This window comes from Peribacillus sp. N1 (genome assembly GCF_054600815.1).
In genome coordinates, this window is sequence record NZ_BAAHZO010000001.1 from 487664 (window position 1) to 503427 (window position 15764).

Annotated in this window: 12 protein-coding genes; 11 read left to right on the plus strand and 1 reads right to left on the minus strand. The window is 39.8% G+C overall.

The features are described 5' to 3' along the window. Positions 1–72 precede the first annotated feature (72 nt). From ACYP5M_RS02260 to ACYP5M_RS02280, 5 genes are all read left to right on the plus strand, one after another. Positions 73–2064: an alkyl/aryl-sulfatase gene (locus ACYP5M_RS02260; RefSeq protein WP_459734588.1), complete on the plus strand. Its 1992-nt coding sequence runs from the start codon at positions 73–75 to the stop codon at positions 2062–2064. 233 nt (positions 2065–2297) lie between these two features. Then, entirely contained in the window at positions 2298–3536 is a 1239-nt protein-coding gene (locus tag ACYP5M_RS02265) for an MFS transporter (RefSeq protein WP_434169434.1), read from the plus strand. A gap of 117 nt (positions 3537–3653) precedes the next feature. Next, positions 3654–4559, plus strand: coding sequence for a LysR family transcriptional regulator (locus ACYP5M_RS02270; protein WP_434169435.1), 906 nt, complete (start codon positions 3654–3656; stop codon positions 4557–4559). 168 nt (positions 4560–4727) lie between these two features. Continuing rightward, positions 4728–5900, plus strand: a complete 1173-nt coding sequence (locus ACYP5M_RS02275; protein WP_434169436.1) for an acyl-CoA dehydrogenase family protein — start codon at positions 4728–4730, stop codon at positions 5898–5900. Between the two features lie 26 nt (positions 5901–5926). Beyond that, on the plus strand, positions 5927–7501 hold the full coding sequence (locus tag ACYP5M_RS02280) for a class I adenylate-forming enzyme family protein (RefSeq protein WP_434169437.1): 1575 nt from the start codon (positions 5927–5929) through the stop codon (positions 7499–7501). 296 nt (positions 7502–7797) lie between these two features. On the opposite strand, the gene ACYP5M_RS02285 is transcribed toward ACYP5M_RS02280, so the two are convergent. Continuing rightward, positions 7798–8583 carry an IclR family transcriptional regulator domain-containing protein gene (locus tag ACYP5M_RS02285; protein WP_318291651.1) on the minus strand — a complete coding sequence of 262 codons (786 nt, stop codon included), beginning with the start codon at positions 8581–8583 and terminating at the stop codon, positions 7798–7800. Between the two features lie 231 nt (positions 8584–8814). On the opposite strand from ACYP5M_RS02285, the gene ACYP5M_RS02290 reads away from it, so the two are divergent. The 6 genes from ACYP5M_RS02290 (at position 8815) to ACYP5M_RS02315 (ending at position 15742) form a co-directional block, all read left to right on the plus strand. Next, on the plus strand, positions 8815–9471 hold the full coding sequence (locus ACYP5M_RS02290; RefSeq protein ID WP_402942406.1) for a CoA transferase subunit A: 657 nt from the start codon (positions 8815–8817) through the stop codon (positions 9469–9471). A gap of 6 nt (positions 9472–9477) precedes the next feature. Continuing rightward, positions 9478–10143, plus strand: a complete 666-nt coding sequence (locus ACYP5M_RS02295) for a 3-oxoacid CoA-transferase subunit B (protein ID WP_459734589.1) — start codon at positions 9478–9480, stop codon at positions 10141–10143. A gap of 23 nt (positions 10144–10166) precedes the next feature. Next, the gene (locus ACYP5M_RS02300; protein WP_459734590.1) at positions 10167–11348 is read left to right on the plus strand and encodes a thiolase family protein; all 1182 of its coding nucleotides are present in this window, start codon (positions 10167–10169) and stop codon (positions 11346–11348) included. A gap of 70 nt (positions 11349–11418) precedes the next feature. After that, positions 11419–12693 carry an Nramp family divalent metal transporter gene (locus ACYP5M_RS02305; RefSeq protein WP_459734591.1) on the plus strand — a complete coding sequence of 425 codons (1275 nt, stop codon included), beginning with the start codon at positions 11419–11421 and terminating at the stop codon, positions 12691–12693. Positions 12694–13915: 1222 nt separating this feature from the next. Then, positions 13916–15343, plus strand: a complete 1428-nt coding sequence (locus ACYP5M_RS02310; protein ID WP_434169441.1) for an alanine/glycine:cation symporter family protein — start codon at positions 13916–13918, stop codon at positions 15341–15343. A 180-nt stretch (positions 15344–15523) separates the two neighbouring features. Continuing rightward, a complete protein-coding gene (locus ACYP5M_RS02315) occupies positions 15524–15742 on the plus strand; it encodes a DUF4025 domain-containing protein (RefSeq protein WP_459734592.1) in 219 nt (72 codons plus the stop codon). The last annotated feature ends 22 nt before the right edge of the window (positions 15743–15764 follow it).

Genomic DNA, 15764 nt, shown 5'->3' on the forward strand with positions numbered 1-15764 from the left:
TAAAAAAAGAGAAAGTTTACTGCTGCAACATTCGGAATAGATACATGATATCTACTTAGAAAGGGGTATGAAATGTCCAAAGTATCTTTTATTAAAGGAATTGTAACCGTTCCCATTGTTTTTGTTTTACTGGCAGGTTCTTCTGTTACAAAGGCTGCGTCAGATGAGCCGATGCCGGCGACAGATGCAACAATTTCAGCAAATAAGGCTTTTTATGAACAGTTGAATTTTAAAGATAAGGAAGATTTCAAGAATGCACATAAAGGATTCATTGCGCCTTTGAATATGAATCCAATTAAAAATTCAAAAGGTGACGTAGTTTGGGATAGTAATCGATATTCATTCATAAAAGAAGATCAGCCGGCAAGTCTTACTGTAAATCCAAGCTTGTGGCGGCAGGCTCAATTACAAAATATAACAGGCTTATTTAAAGTGGTAGATGGCGTTTATCAAGTTCGGGGCCAGGATTTATCAGTGCTTACCATTGTGGAAGGAAAAACAGGAATAATAGTTTTGGATACACTTTCTACAATTGAAACGGCAAAAGCAGCCATGGAGCTTTATTTTGAACATCGGCCCAAAAATCCAGTAAGTGCAATTGTTATTAGTCACAGTCATGCGGATCACTTTGGTGGTATGAAAGGCATTGCTCAATACGCTGAAAATCCAGCTAAGGTGCCGATTATTGTCCCGGCAGGTTTTAACGATGAAGCGTTAAGTGAAAACATTCTTTTAGGCAATATAATGTCTCGCCGTGCAGGTTATATGTTTGGAAATCTCTTACCCGCAAGTGAAAGGGGATTTGTTACTTCTGGTATTGGCCCAGGATTAAGTAACGGAACTTTTAGCTATTTACCTCCAACAATGGAAGTGAAGGATGATATTCAAACGGTGGAAATAGACGGAATTACATTTAAATTTTTATTGACGCCGGATTCGGAAGCTCCATCTGAAATGCATTATTATATCAATGATTACAAAACTTTAGTGGTAGCGGAAAACACCGGACACACGTTACATAATATTTATACATTAAGGGGAGCTAAAACCAGAGATACCCTAAAATGGGTGAAAGCACTTGATGAAACAGTTGATCTGTTTGGAAACGAAGATATAGATGCTATGGTTACGGCCCATACATGGCCCATATGGGGAAGGGACGATGTTCTGGAGCAGTTGGAAAGTCAGCGTGATTTGTACAAATATATTCATGACCAAACCATACGATTAGCTAATTTAGGACTTACACCCGATGAAATCGCGGAAGAGTTAAAGCTTCCTGAAAAGTTGGATAAAGTCTGGGCCAATCGGGGGTATTACGGAACATTGAAACACAACGTAAAAGCGGTGTACAACTTTTATTTAGGATATTTCAACGGTAATCCATCCGACTTGGATCCATTACCACAAGAGGAATCGGGCGCTAAATATGTACAGTATATGGGTGGGGAAAAGAAGGTCATTAAACAGGCAAAACTTGATTATAAAAGAGGGGAATATCGCTGGGTGGCTCAAGTCTTAAAGCATGTCGTCATGGCCAACCCGAAAAATACAGAAGCAAAAAATTTATTGGCTAAAGCTTATGAGCAATTAGGATACACAGCTGAATCTTCTGTGTGGCGTAATTTCTATCTTACCGGCGCAGACGAGTTAAGGAATGGTGTGTCAGACTCAAAGGGAAGTGGCGGAATGATGAATCTCGATACGCTGCTCAATATGCCAATGGATGATTTCCTGAAATTCTTGTCCATTAAATTAAACGGAATGAAAGCGGAAAATAAAAATATGACTTTCAATTTGACATTTACAGATTCGAAAACCAATTACACGATCGATCTGAATAATTCTGTATTGAACTTCAAAAAAGGGAAAATGGCGTCCAACCCTGATGCAGCATTAACATTAGATAGAATAACTTTCTATCAGATTGCTCTGGGACGTGAAGATTTATCCAAAATGGAAGCAGCCGGTAAAGTTGCCATTTCCGGTGATAAAAAACAGTTTGAAGATTTCCTGACTTTGCTGGATCAATTCCAACCTAAGGTTAATATCGTAACTCCGTGATAATCAAACACTTCATATTCTGAAACAAGGATGGATCGGTTACCCACGAGTCTACTTAGTAGTCTCGTGGGTTTGAATGTATTAATTAATCCTGAAGGCATCCTGTTTCGTTTTTAATTTTTTATAAAACGCTCCTAATAGTTACAGAACAAGTTTTGTAATTCGAAAGGAATTGTAAGCGCTTCCTGTGTGGCTGAGGTTTTGTGAAAATATAAAAAATGGAGTGATGGGGAATGCAGTTATATGCAAGTAAGAAACGAAAAATAATGATTAGCGGCCTTTTATTTGTTGGAATGATTTTAAGTTTTTTTGATCGCGTTGCCATAAATGTCGGGATTATCCCTATTGCAGATGAGTTTCATCTCAATACGTCCCAGACAGGTATTTTAATTAGTATATTTTTTGTTAGCTACTCACTCATGCAACCGCTTGGTGGATGGATGACCGATAAGTATGGCGCCAGGGTCATGGTTACTGTTTCTTTGTTTAGTTGGTCCTTGTTCACTGTAATGACTGGGTTTGCTTGGTCATTCATGTCTTTATTATTCATCCGTTTTCTGTTCGGGTTAGGTGAAGGGCCTTTCTATCCTGCCAGTATGTCCACTATAAGAGATAACTTCCCGGAAGAAGAACGGGGCAGGGCAAATTCGTTTTTCCTGTCTGCCCAAAATATTGGCGGGATATTAGGTACTGCACTTGCAGCTTCCATGGTGGTGGCATTCGGTTGGCGGGGCATGTTTACCATTTCCGGAATTCTAGGGATATTAGCTTCTTTCGGAATTTGGTTCATTCTAAAGCCTCAAGGAAATCAAGAGGTTAAAAAAGACAAACCGAAACAAAAAAAGGTTGCTCTGAAACTGTTATTTAAAATCGAAAATATTTGGAAACTCATAACATTCAAGTTTATATCAAATATTATCAACTATGGTCTGATCACTTGGATGCCTATATATTTGGTTAAAGAAAAAGGGGTGGATTTAATAGCCGCAGGAGGTTTATTGGCAATCCCTTATATTTTTGGTTTCTTGATGTTTAATGTAAGCGGGTGGCTTCTGGATAAGCATATGGCTAACCGGGAGAAGTATCTTGCCGCTGCAGGCGCTTTATTATCGGCAATTTTTCTCTTTCTAATGTCTAACGCCACGTCTATAGCACTTATCATCACTTATCTCACTCTCAACTCCGTAGCACTGTCTTTCTTTGGAACGGTTCTTTATACGATCATCATAAAATACTCACCAAAGGAACTAACGGGCTCTGCCTCCGGACTCGTAACTTTTGCCGGTCAAATTGCAGGTGCGGTTTCTCCTTTAGCCCTCGGTTTGATTATCAGTTTGTTTAATGACTCCTATAATGCCGCTTTCCTGTTTTTGGTGATAATAGCGTTATTGGGAACGATTGTTGCCGTATCTATTAAAAATAATCAGGCAAAACCAGCTAAAGAATACGAAAAAACAACTACAATTATATAAAACTAGCTTCTGCTTTTGAGGCGACAGTTTGAAGTGTCCTGAATCCACTTCTCTAAAATTGAAAGGGCTTTCTGTTCGAGGTATGATATTAGTAATAGGCTAGAAGGAGAATGAATCATGAATATTGAACAATTGGAATATATCATCAAGGTAGCCGAGGTTAACTCGATTTCCACGGCTTCAGAAAGCCTCCATATCTCCCAATCTGGAATCAGTATGGCCATTACGAGTTTGGAGAAGGAATTAGGTATAAAAATCTTCAAGCGGTCAAGGTTAGGAACCATACCTACAGAAGACGGAAAGGAAATCATCCAGAAAGCTCTTGAAGTATTAAACAAATTGGAAGAAATAAGAGACAGTGCCCAAATACATTCAGATACGATGGAAAAAGAGTTACGCCTATCATCAACACAAGGTTTATTTCTAACGGTTTTGCCTAAATCCTTGGCCTTATTTAAGAAGAAGTATCCCGAGGTGAAAATTGTCATTGAAGAAAAAGGGGGACAGGAGATAACCGAAGAAGTACTGAATGGTAAGATAGACATCGGGCTATTGAATATCCCAAAGGTTAAACCAAAAGAAATTGAGTTGGAATTCCAACCCTTGATGGAAGCTAAAGTGATTGTGATGGTCAGTAAGAACTCCCCTTTAGTGAACCGTAAAAGCATAACCCCAAAAGAGCTAATGGACCAAAATTTGGTCATTTACAATGGACCAAGAATGAAGTCGTTCATTAAAGGTTTTTTTGATCATTACGGTGAGATGAATATATTGTTTTTCACAAATAATACAGAGATCATCAAAAAAACCGTCGCTGAAGGATTAGCGATTGCCTTTTCTTATGATATTGGAGTTAACAGCGACCCCTATTTCCTAAGCGGGGAACTTGTGGCCATTCCTTTGGTGGAGCTGGAAAATAATACAATGGAATTCGGTTACGTTCGCTCTAAGAAGCAGTATTTTTCAAAAGCTGCCAGGGAGTTTATTAAATGTCTCGATTTCTATACTACTCTTAAATATTAGTTTCCTATGATGATAGGGAACTAATATTTTTTTATTTACATCAATATTTTTTATATTTATATCATATATCCTTATTTTACTTAAATATTATTTACATTTAAAATTAATATTATAACATTTTAAATACTTAAAAAATTCAACGAAATTAAAAATCGAAAGGGGAAACTTATGGTAACGACCCAGGAAGAGAAATTAGAGGTACTACAAACAAAGTTGCAGGATTTCATCCAAAATGAATTGCTTCCATATGAACAGGAGCATGGATTGAACGCTGAAGAGGATATCCCGATGGAAGCGATACAATGGGCAAGGAAACGATCCAGGGAATTGGGGTTTTATGGTATTAACCTCCCTGAAACATATGGCGGACAAGATGTTAGTTTAAAAGGCTTATGCATGTTCAAGGAAGAATTGGCCCGTTCCGGAGCGGTTTTATGGGGGCAGGTTATCGGCGAGATTGGCGGGCCGCTAAGAATTGGCCAGATGTTGGAAAGTTTTACACCTGAGCAAATAGAAAAATATGTGATGCCCGTTGTGACGGGAGATGCGAGCTGCTGCTTTGCCCTTACAGAACCAAATGCTGGATCAGATGCCTTCGCTATCGAAACAACAGCCGTTAAAGACGGAAATGATTATATATTAAACGGAAAGAAACATTTTATCAGTGCGGCCCCCTATGCTGATTTCGCCATTGTCATAGCGAAAGAATCCGGGAAAGGAGAAAAAGAAAGAATCACTGCTTTCCTAGTTGATAAAAAAACATCCCAACATCCGGGGTTTGAACTAGGAGACATTCAAGTTCCCCTATCAGGAGAACGCATACATGCTGAATTGAATTTCAATCAATGTCGAGTGCCTGCCGCCAATATAATCGGAGAACCAGGAAAAGGTTTGCTGCTCGGATTGAAAAGAATAAACACAAATCGCGCTTCCCATGCCGCCGGCTTTATCGGAATGGCCCAACACCTTCTCGATTTATCTATTGAACATGCCAAAACGCGAGTCCAACATGGCCGGCCCATCGGTGACTTCCAGGCAATTCAGCATATGCTCGCAGATATGGCGACGGAAATCTACGCAGCAAGGTGCATGGTCTATGATGTGGTTGGAAAAGTTGATCAAGGAAAAGAGGATCGAGCCGGCACATCCATGGCTAAGCTGTTTGCTTCAGAAGTAAATTGCCGTGTGGCTGACAAGGCTGTCCAAATCTTTGGCTCCAAAGGCTTGGTAAAAGGGCATCCAGTAGAAAAAATGTACAGGAGTGCACGGATGTACCGTATTCTGAGCGGAACCTCAGAAATTCAAAAAAATACAATTGCCAAAGCATTATTAAAAGGGTAAAACCTTTTTCGGGGGAGGATATATACATGCTGCATAAGTTGACATTTCAGTCACTGTTGAATAAAGGAATGAAACGATTCGGCGAACTGCCGGCTATTACCTTGTTGCCAGCCGGGGAAACGATAACCTACGACGAGTTATGGAAGAAAACAGAACTTATCACAACTTATCTACTTCGTTTAGGTGCAGGAAGGGGTGTCCGCATAGCGACCATCATTCCAAACAGTTTAGAAAGTGTGATGTTTGGTTTGGCCATCCAGCAATGTGGAGCAACCTTGGTGCCATTAAGTGAAAAACTGGGGAAAAGAGAAATACAATTCATTTTAAAGGAAGCAAAACCAGAAGTGGTCATAATAGCTACACAGACACACTTTGACACCTTCTTTGAGTATTTGGAAGAAATGAAGAAGGAAGATGTCCATGTTATTGGGCTCCCAGGCTTTCATATTAATTATCCGGAGGAGTTTGAACTGTTTAAATGGCCCGGCGAAATAAATAATCTAGACTTGCCATTAGCTGAAGAGGAAGACATTGCCCTTCTGTCATATACAGGCGGGACAACGGGTACACCCAAAGGCGTCATGCATTCCCAGAAAGGACTCGGCGCCGCCATACTTTCTGCATCTATCGAAGACCCGCTGGATGACCGTGACCGGGTATTGCTAAGTACGCCCATTGTGCATTCAGCCGGTTCATTACTTTGGAGATCCCTTGTTTCGGGCGTCCATGTCTATGTGATGGGTTCATTCGACGCTGCAGCATTCATACAGGCGATAAAGGAACATGAAATAACGACGACATTCATGGTACCGACCATGTTATACAGGCTCCTTGACCAGACAAAGAAGATGGAATATGATATGAGCTCCATGCGTAATATCTTTTACGGCGCGTCACCAATTTCTCAAAAGCGCCTTAAAGAAGCTTTTGAAGTATTCGGGCCTATCATGCGCCAGCAATACGGCATGACTGAATGCAATATTGTCATTGCCAGACTATCGAAGAGCGCTCATGTATGGGCTTATCATAACAATTCGGAAATTCTGAAAAGCTGTGGGAAACCATGCATTCTTACCGAAGTTCGACTGATTGATGAAGATGGAAATGATGTAAAACCAACTGAGCTTGGAGAAATTATCGTAAAATCACCAGCCATGATGGTAGGCTATTATCAAAGACCGGATCTTACCCAAGAATACATCCGTGATGGCTGGTTCTACACGGGGGATATTGGTAAATGGGATGAAAGCGGTTACCTTTATATTGTGGATAGGAAGAAAGATATGATCATTACGGGCGGGATGAACGTATATTCTTCAGAAGTTGAGCGAGTGGTGAACCAGCACCCTTCTGTTGCATTAAGCGCTTGCATAGGCGTTCCCCATCCAGATTGGGGAGAAGTAGTGTGTGTCGTGGTATCATTGCGAGAAGGATCGAACTGTACTAGTGAGGAATTAATTGATTTCTGCAAACAAAGAACCTCTAAGTATATGGTTCCTAAAATAGCCTATTTTCTTGATAAGTTCCCTTTAACGCCGATTGGAAAAATAGATAAAAAAGAATTAAGAAAGATGTTTTCACAAGGGATTCTAACCATTTAGGAGAGGCAGGAGAAGTGTATCATAACAGACTTATTTTCAACATTGAGACCTACAGAAAACTAGAAAATATAAGATAGACACAAATTATTTTAAGTTGCATCATAATTCATACGTGAATAGGAAATTTAGGTATATATTCCCGAAAGAATATTTTCGCACCAGAACCCTTAATAATAAAAAGACGACTCCAATTTTATGAAAATAAATTGGAGTCGTCTTTTTTACTACTAAATTAAATACCACTAAAAAACGAAAGTTTTCAGTGGCCTCAATTTTTTCAAGTGTGTATTTTGATTTTAACTTTTAGATCCCGTTTGATGATTTAATTTTTTAACTCCTTCTTGAAGGGCTGGCAAGTAGATTTCTAATAATTTCTTTTTATCTGTTCGGATGACCTGGGTAGAAACATTTACTGCGGCTATCGTTGCCCCCTGCCAATTGATAATGGGCATTGAAATGGAGCGGAGTCCTTCCTCTAGTTCTTCATCACCTAACGCATAACCCCGTGACCTGGTCATGGCCAGGTCTTCCTCGAATTTTTCATAAGTGGTGATTGTATTTTGGGTAAAGGCTTCGATATTGGTGATTCCCCAAATTTTTTTCCTTTCGTTTTCGGGTAACCAGGCAACAAGTGCTTTTCCTAATGAGGTTGCATAATAAGGCAACCTTGAACCGACCTTCAAGTTTGCCCCGACGATCCTTTTAGCTGCATTTACTCTGGAAACATAGACAACTTCTGCCCCATCCAGAATGGCCAGATTTGTTGATTCCTTTACAGTGGCAGAGATAGATTCCAAGATTGGTTGAGCAAGATCCGGTAAATTCAATGTTTGTAAATAATGGACCGCTAAATCCAAAACCTTAGGGCTGAGTTGAAATCTATTGTCTTCTATTAACCTTAAATAACCAAGGTCGACAAGGGTTAATGCAAAGCGTCTAACTGTCGCTTTATTAATGCCTGTCCGCTCTGCAAGTTCCCGAAGAGAAAGACTAGCAGAACTTGAATCAAAAGCTTTTAACACTTCAAATCCTTTTGCGACTGATTGGACGAAATAAGATGATTGTTCCGTTTCATTATCCATTACGAACTTCCTCCTGAAAATAAAGAATATTTATAGTAATTGTTAGAAAATATAAACAATTAGGTTGACTTCTTAACAAAAGATAATTATGATTATCCCAAGATGCACTATATGTACAAGCTGTACGAATAGTGTACATCCATAATTGAATTTATACAACTCTTATTTTAAATTTTTTTCATTGAATATGTAAGGGATTACATTACGTGGAAGAGGAGGCTTTAAGCTACATTGAATAAGATCATTACTGCATCAGAAGCTGTTTCGTATATAAAAGATGGAGACACCGTCGCTGTAGGAGGTTTTGGGTTGGTAGGATGCCCTCTTAACTTGGTGGAAGCATTGGCTGAATATCCAGTTTCCGATTTAACGATCATTAGCAATAACCTAGGGGAACCCGGAGGAAAAGGTCTAGGTAAGATTCTACTCCAAAATAAAATAAAAAAAGGGATAGGTTCATATTTTACGAGTAATATGGATGCCGTCCGTTACGTCAAGCAAGGCATCTTGGAAGTGGAGCTGGTTCCGCAGGGGACATTAGGCGAAAGGTTACGAGCAGCAGGTGCCGGTATAGGTGGATTTTATACTCGAACGTCAGCAGGGACACTTATAGGAGAAAATAAAGAGTCACGCGTGATTAATGGAAAAGAATATGTTTTAGAGTTACCGTTATTTGCTGATGTGGCTTTAGTGAAGGCTAAAAAAGCAGATAGGTTGGGTAATTTAATCTATTCAAAAACAGCTCGGAACTTTAACCCTGATATGGCTAGTGCAGCAAAAATAACTATAGTTGAAGTGGAGGAGATTGTTGAAATGGGCAAGATATCTCCCGAGGAAATCATAACGCCTCATTTGTTCGTGGATTTTATAGTGGAAAGGAGAAATTGACCGAAGATGTCGTCACTTACTATTAAAGAAATGATAGCCAAAAGGGTTGCTATGGAAATAAAAGAGGGAACAATCGTCAATTTAGGGATCGGCATTCCGACCATGGTTGCTAACTATATACCCGAAAATAAATCAGTATACCTTCATACCGAAAATGGGCTCCTTGGAGTAGGTCCTTCGCCAGAAAAAGGGAAGGAAGACCCTGAAATCATAAATGCCGGGAAATTACCGGTCACCGCACAAAAAGGTGCTGCTTATTTTTCATCCTCCGAATCATTCGCGATGATTCGCGGCGGACATGTTGATACAGTCGTTTTAGGAGCCCTTCAAGTCAGTGAAACAGGAGATTTAGCAAACTGGGCTGTACCGGGAAAGGATATTTTAGGAGTTGGTGGAGCAATGGATTTAGTCGTGGGTGCAAAGGAAGTCATCATTGCAACTCAGCATTGCACGAGAGAGGGTAATCCGAAAATTGTCAATCACTGCGATATTCCACTAACAGCCCAAGGTGTTGTATCGACATTAATATCTGAATATGCAGTTTTTCGATTTAAAGATAATGAAATGATTTTAGAAGAGTTAGACAAGGGGTGTACGATAGAGAAATTAAAAGAAATCACACCTGCAAATTTTATAATTTCACCAATTTTGAAAGCGTATTCAGTCGAATGAATTAACAATCCGGAGGTATTATAATGGATCATGAATTTGTAATTGTTAGCGCAAACCGTACAGCCATTGGTAGAGTTGGCGGACGATTAAAAGATATACCGGCTGGAAATCTAGCTGCAACAACCATTAAAGATGCGATTGAGCGTGCTGGGCTAGCACCTGAGCAGATCAATGAAGTAATTTTTGGTGAGGTACGGCAGTCCACTGAATCATCTAATCTAGCACGTGTTGCTGCATTAAGAGCTGGTATTCCCCATGAGGCCTCTGCTTTCACAGTAAACCGACTTTGTGCTTCAGGCATTCAGGCTGTTGTATCGGGGGTTCAGCACTTAGCATTTAATCCGGATGATATTGTTGTTGCCGGCGGAGCGGAAAATATGAGTAGAGCCCCCATTTATTTAAGAAATTCACGATATGGAGAAGGAAATCCTTACCTTGTTGATTCTAATCTTGAAAATGGCCAGCAGCCAATCGAAGTTTTTGGAAAAGACTTAGGTATGGGGGTTACAGCTGAAAACGTTGCGGAAAAATATAATATTTCCCGTGAGGATCAGGATGCATTTGCCTTGGAAAGCCAGAATCGGGCAAAATTAGCAATTGAGTCTGAATCCTTCAAATCGCAAATTGTTCCGATTGAAATAAAAACTAGAAAAAACGCATCGATTTTCCAAATAGACGAGCACCCAAGAGACACAACCTTAGAAAAATTAACCCAATTGAAACCAGTCTTTAAAAAGGATGGAACTGTCACAGCGGGTAATGCCTGTGGCCGTAATGATGGAGCGAGTTCCTTAGTTTTAATGACTCGAGAAAAGACTTCCAACATAGGTGTCAAACCCATTGCCAAAATCGTTAACTGGTCTACAGCCGGTGTCGATCCACGATATATGGGAATCGGTCCAGTTCCCGCAATCGAAAAACTTTTGAAAAAAACTGGTCTGAAGGTTGAGGATATAGGGCTGTTTGAATTGAATGAGGCTTTCGCTTCGCAATCACTTGCCGTGATACGTGAAGCAAAGCTGGATCCGGATAAAATCAATGTAAATGGTGGGGCTATCGCATTAGGTCATCCATTAGGCGCAACTGGAGCGATAATCATAACGAAATTAATTCATGAAATGCAAAAACGACAAGAAAGATACGGGATAGCGACTCTATGTATTGGCGGAGGTCAGGGCATGGCTATTTTATTAGAATTAGCCTAAGACGATTCTAAATGAATGAACTACATTAAATAAATATATTTTGGACATTTACGATCTGAGGAGGCATTACATGGAGACAGAACTTAATAAGCCACAGCTCAAAATTCCACCAGCTACGATGGGGGAAAAATTAAGACAGGTTGGACCAGGTATAGTTGTCGCTGCCACAGGTGTAGGAACTGCTGATTTGATAACATCTATCGTTATTGGAACGTCTTTTGGAATGACCTTTGTATGGGCCATTATTGTCGGTGCAATTTTGAAATACTTTTTAAATGAAGGTGTAGGACGCTGGTATTTGGCAACTGGACAAACCATGATTGATGGCTGGCATTCATTAGGGAAATGGGCAACATGTTATTTTGGTATCTACTCAGTCATTTGGGGATTTATCTATGGAGCAGCTGCAGCATCGACTTCAGCATTGGCCATGCACGCCATGTTTCCAATCATGCCGCTTTGGGCTTGGGCTATCGTCCATTCGATTCTAGGCTTCGGTCTCGTTTGGACAGGCCGTTATCTGCTGTTTGAACGTGTAATGACAGTTTTAATAGGTGTTATGTTTGTAACGATTATCGGTACAGCGATTCTTTTCCTACCTAGCTTAGGAGATTTCGCAATCGGATTCGTTCCTAGAGTTCCAGAAGGCTCATTCATTTTAATGCTAGGCTTGATTGGTGGAGTTGGTGGAACAATCACTATGGCTTCCTATGGTTATTGGTTAAGTGAAAAAAGCTGGAGTGGAAAAGGTTGGATTTCCATGATGAGAACAGATACCAAGGTTGCCTATACATTAACAGCTATTTTTACATTGGCTGCATTGATAATCGGTGCTCAATTTCTTGCGGGTACAGGTGTCAGCATCCGTGATGATCAAGGGCTTATCCAACTTGCCGAAATGCTTGGGGCGGAGTTTGGCACACCTATGCGTTGGTTATTCTTAATTGCATTTTGGTCTGCAGCTTTCTCTTCCTTACTTGGAGTTTGGAATGGGGTTCCGTATCTTTTTGCTGATTTTGTCAAAACGATACGCAAGAAAAAGGCTCCAGGAAAACAGGCTGTATCAGAAACGGAACCTGCTTATCGTGCCTATCTAACCTGGCTGACATTCCCTCCGATGATTTTGTTTTATTTCGGAAAACCCGTCGAGTTAATCATCATATATGGAGCTTTAGGAGCATTATTTATGCCATTCCTGGCGATCTCCCTGATTTTATTATTAAATTCGAAAAAGGTAGATAAAGAGTTTAGGAACAAAGCGGTTCCTAATTTGGTTTTAACGGCTTGTCTCATCATGTTCGTCTATTTAGGGGTTAACGAACTTATTGAAATTTTTACGAAATAATAGGTAAAGGCTGTGGGGAATCTTCTTCCTGATAGCCTTTATTTTTCCCTTTAGCTGGTCAGTCTCACTTTCATACGAAGGTTTTTTTACCCCCAAATCTCATTTTCGCTGCCCCGTAAAAGCATATGTGCTTTACACCTTCACGGAAAAGCTGATAGTCATCGAAAATAATTATATTAAAGAAGGATTTCTAGCAAACATATTCAATCCAAAAGTAGCTGTGTTTTTAAGTTTTTTACCTTAATTTATATCCAGCAGACAAGCACATAGCTTTTACTTTAGAGTTTGGAATGGTATTTCTTTTATATGCCATTAATTAAAGAATTATATGCCTTCATGTAAAATGAAAAATTGAGAAAATCGATGGAGATGATCTGTGTTCATTCCTTTAATGAAATATGGATCTATGATTTAGTGCATTTAACGGTAGTTTAAAATGGAGTTGCATTTTTTAGGCAGAAGGAATAGACTTGAATAAAATTTAATGTTACGGGAGTCTGTGGAATCAGGCTGAGAGTATGACTAACTGTTGTAGACCGTTTGAACCTGTTGGGTAATGCCAGCGTAGGGATTGTGACTAGAGGACCACTAAGCACTTTGCTTACGCAAAGTGCTTTTTTATTTTCTATGAAAGGATGTATTCGAGATGAATCATTATGCTGTCGTTGAGCAAGAGGGGGGATTTTATCTGTGAGCTTTCCTGATCTGAGCTTATGAAGGAGATACATAATAGCTCCAAGTAAGGCAGATGTATTTAATGTCCTTAGGGAGTTTAAAAACTGATGAGTATAGGGAGGCTGTTTAAGTCTCTCTTTTTGTTTGGATTTTGGGAGCTGAAATGCTCCTTTTTTTATTAGTCTCTGCCTACTGATTTTACGATAGGCACAGCAAAATCTTTTTTGTTTTTCAATTTAAACAGTACCCGCTTAGTATTTTTATAATGATGGTGATAAAAATAGAAAATAACTTCCGTTGGGAATGAATGTTAAATGAAGTGAGGAAGTATGATTATTATCTAAAGGAAATGATACTGAAATATCAATTCATGAATGAAAAAAATGGAGTGTTAGGATATAATATATTATTGTATTGGAGATTCATTGTGGAATTTCCTTTTTTTTACGGGCTTCTTTTGTTTATCTTCTCGATGCACGGGGAAATAAATTATAGTTGTATATGTTTTTATAATAATAATCAGAGTTAAGTAGAGGGGTTTGTTTTAATGGAATTCTTAGAAAAATTTATTAGTGAGGCTAATGGTGTGTTATGGTCTTCCATATTGATCATCATGTTGGTTGGATTGGGTCTTTATTTTAGCATCCGCACGAAGTTTGTCCAATTCAGAATGGTAGGGGAAATGTTCAGGCTTTTGGGAGAAGGGGCCACTGCGGATAAAAAAGGTGTAACATCCTTTCAGGCATTTTGCATAAGCACGGCATCGCGGGTAGGAACGGGTAACCTTGCAGGTGTTGCCATCGCGATCACGACGGGCGGACCTGGAGCCGTTTTCTGGATGTGGTTAATAGCACTGATCGGATCTGCTTCCGCATTCATTGAAAGTACACTTGCTCAAATCTATAAGGTCAAGGATGGGGATGCATTCCGCGGAGGTCCTGCGTATTATATGGAAAAAGCATTGAATGCCCGTTGGATGGGGATCACTTTCGCTGTGTTGATTTCGCTTACATTTGGACTAGCTTTCAACTCGGTACAAGCCAATACGATTACGAGCGCATTCAATGAATCGTTTGGGATTGAAAAGTGGGTTACGGCAATCATCTTGGCTATGGTCACGGCTGTCATCATTTTTGGCGGGATCAAAATGGTTGCAAAGGTCTCTGAAGTAATCGTCCCGATCATGGCAGGAGCCTATGTGATAGTGGCATTGATTATCATCATCATGAACATTACCGAGTTACCTGGTGTCTTTGCTTTGATCTTTCAAAGTGCATTTGATGGAATAAAAGAAGTGGCTGGCGGAGTTCTGGGAGCAGCCATGATGCAGGGAATCAAGCGCGGCCTATTTTCAAATGAAGCCGGGATGGGTAGTGCACCAAATGCTGGTGCCACGGCTGACGTCAGTCATCCCGTCAAGCAAGGTCTCATTCAGTCTCTAGGTGTTTTTGTCGATACGCTCATCATTTGCAGCTCGACAGCCTTCATCATTTTGTTTTCAGGTCTTTATACATCTAAGGAAACGGATGGTATCGTCCTAACCCAAAATGCCCTCGGAACGGCATTGGGATCTTGGGCGGGTATTTTCCTTGCCATTATCGTACTGCTATTCGCCTTTAGTTCGATTGTTGGCAACTATTATTATGGAGAGTCGAACATCGGCTTCATCAATGAAAATAAGGTTTGGCTGAATGTCTATCGTATCGCAGTCGTAGGGATGGTGATATTCGGTTCGCTTGCATCACTGGATTTTGTTTGGGGACTGGCTGACTTACTGATGGCCCTTATGGCCATTATCAACCTGATCGCCATAGCTTTACTTGGAAAGATTGCTTTTGCTGCACTGGCGGATTATCAAAAGCAAAAGAAAAGTGGGAAAAATCCAGTCTTCCATGTGAACAATATTGAAGGTTTGAAGAATGTGGAATGCTGGGGTGATCCATCAGATAATGTGGATGTGAAGAAGGAGGCATAAGCTCTCAGTAAGCTTACATGTTAAGTCCCTGAAAGGGGATTTTACTTGTAAGCTTTTTCTTTGCCTTTTTCCTCCTTTTTTAACATTATTGAATATTGCTTCGTTTTTTACACAAAATACCTTTGACTTTAATACTGTTGTCAAAATGTTTGGACATTTTAAAAAATAGGAGTGAATAAAATGGATAGCAAGCAATCAAAAAATGAATCTTCAGAAGTTGCCGGAAGAATATATGATGTCAGCGATTATAAACGGGAAGATCCTTTATACTCTGGACTGGCCAGAACCCACGAACAAGTCTCGGATACTTATGCGGAAGGCGAAATAAAGGCAGTCATTGATGATGTAAACGGAAGAGATATTGAAATTGCAAAAGAAAGATCTAAAGAAGAAAGGTAATAAAATTTGTTTTTTTAGGAAC

Excerpts from the sequence above, each read along its gene's own strand:
- ACYP5M_RS02260 (WP_459734588.1), top strand. The coding sequence starts at position 73 with ATGTCCAAAGTATCTTTTATTAAAGGAATTGTAACCGTTCCCATTGTT.
- ACYP5M_RS02265 (WP_434169434.1), top strand. The coding sequence starts at position 2,298 with ATGCAGTTATATGCAAGTAAGAAACGAAAAATAATGATTAGCGGCCTT.
- ACYP5M_RS02270 (WP_434169435.1), top strand. The coding sequence starts at position 3,654 with ATGAATATTGAACAATTGGAATATATCATCAAGGTAGCCGAGGTTAAC.
- ACYP5M_RS02275 (WP_434169436.1), top strand. The coding sequence starts at position 4,728 with ATGGTAACGACCCAGGAAGAGAAATTAGAGGTACTACAAACAAAGTTG.
- ACYP5M_RS02280 (WP_434169437.1), top strand. The coding sequence starts at position 5,927 with ATGCTGCATAAGTTGACATTTCAGTCACTGTTGAATAAAGGAATGAAA.
- ACYP5M_RS02285 (WP_318291651.1), bottom strand. The coding sequence starts at position 8,583 with ATGGATAATGAAACGGAACAATCATCTTATTTCGTCCAATCAGTCGCA.
- ACYP5M_RS02295 (WP_459734589.1), top strand. The coding sequence starts at position 9,478 with ATGTCGTCACTTACTATTAAAGAAATGATAGCCAAAAGGGTTGCTATG.
- ACYP5M_RS02300 (WP_459734590.1), top strand. The coding sequence starts at position 10,167 with ATGGATCATGAATTTGTAATTGTTAGCGCAAACCGTACAGCCATTGGT.
- ACYP5M_RS02305 (WP_459734591.1), top strand. The coding sequence starts at position 11,419 with ATGGAGACAGAACTTAATAAGCCACAGCTCAAAATTCCACCAGCTACG.
- ACYP5M_RS02310 (WP_434169441.1), top strand. The coding sequence starts at position 13,916 with ATGGAATTCTTAGAAAAATTTATTAGTGAGGCTAATGGTGTGTTATGG.
- ACYP5M_RS02315 (WP_459734592.1), top strand. The coding sequence starts at position 15,524 with ATGGATAGCAAGCAATCAAAAAATGAATCTTCAGAAGTTGCCGGAAGA.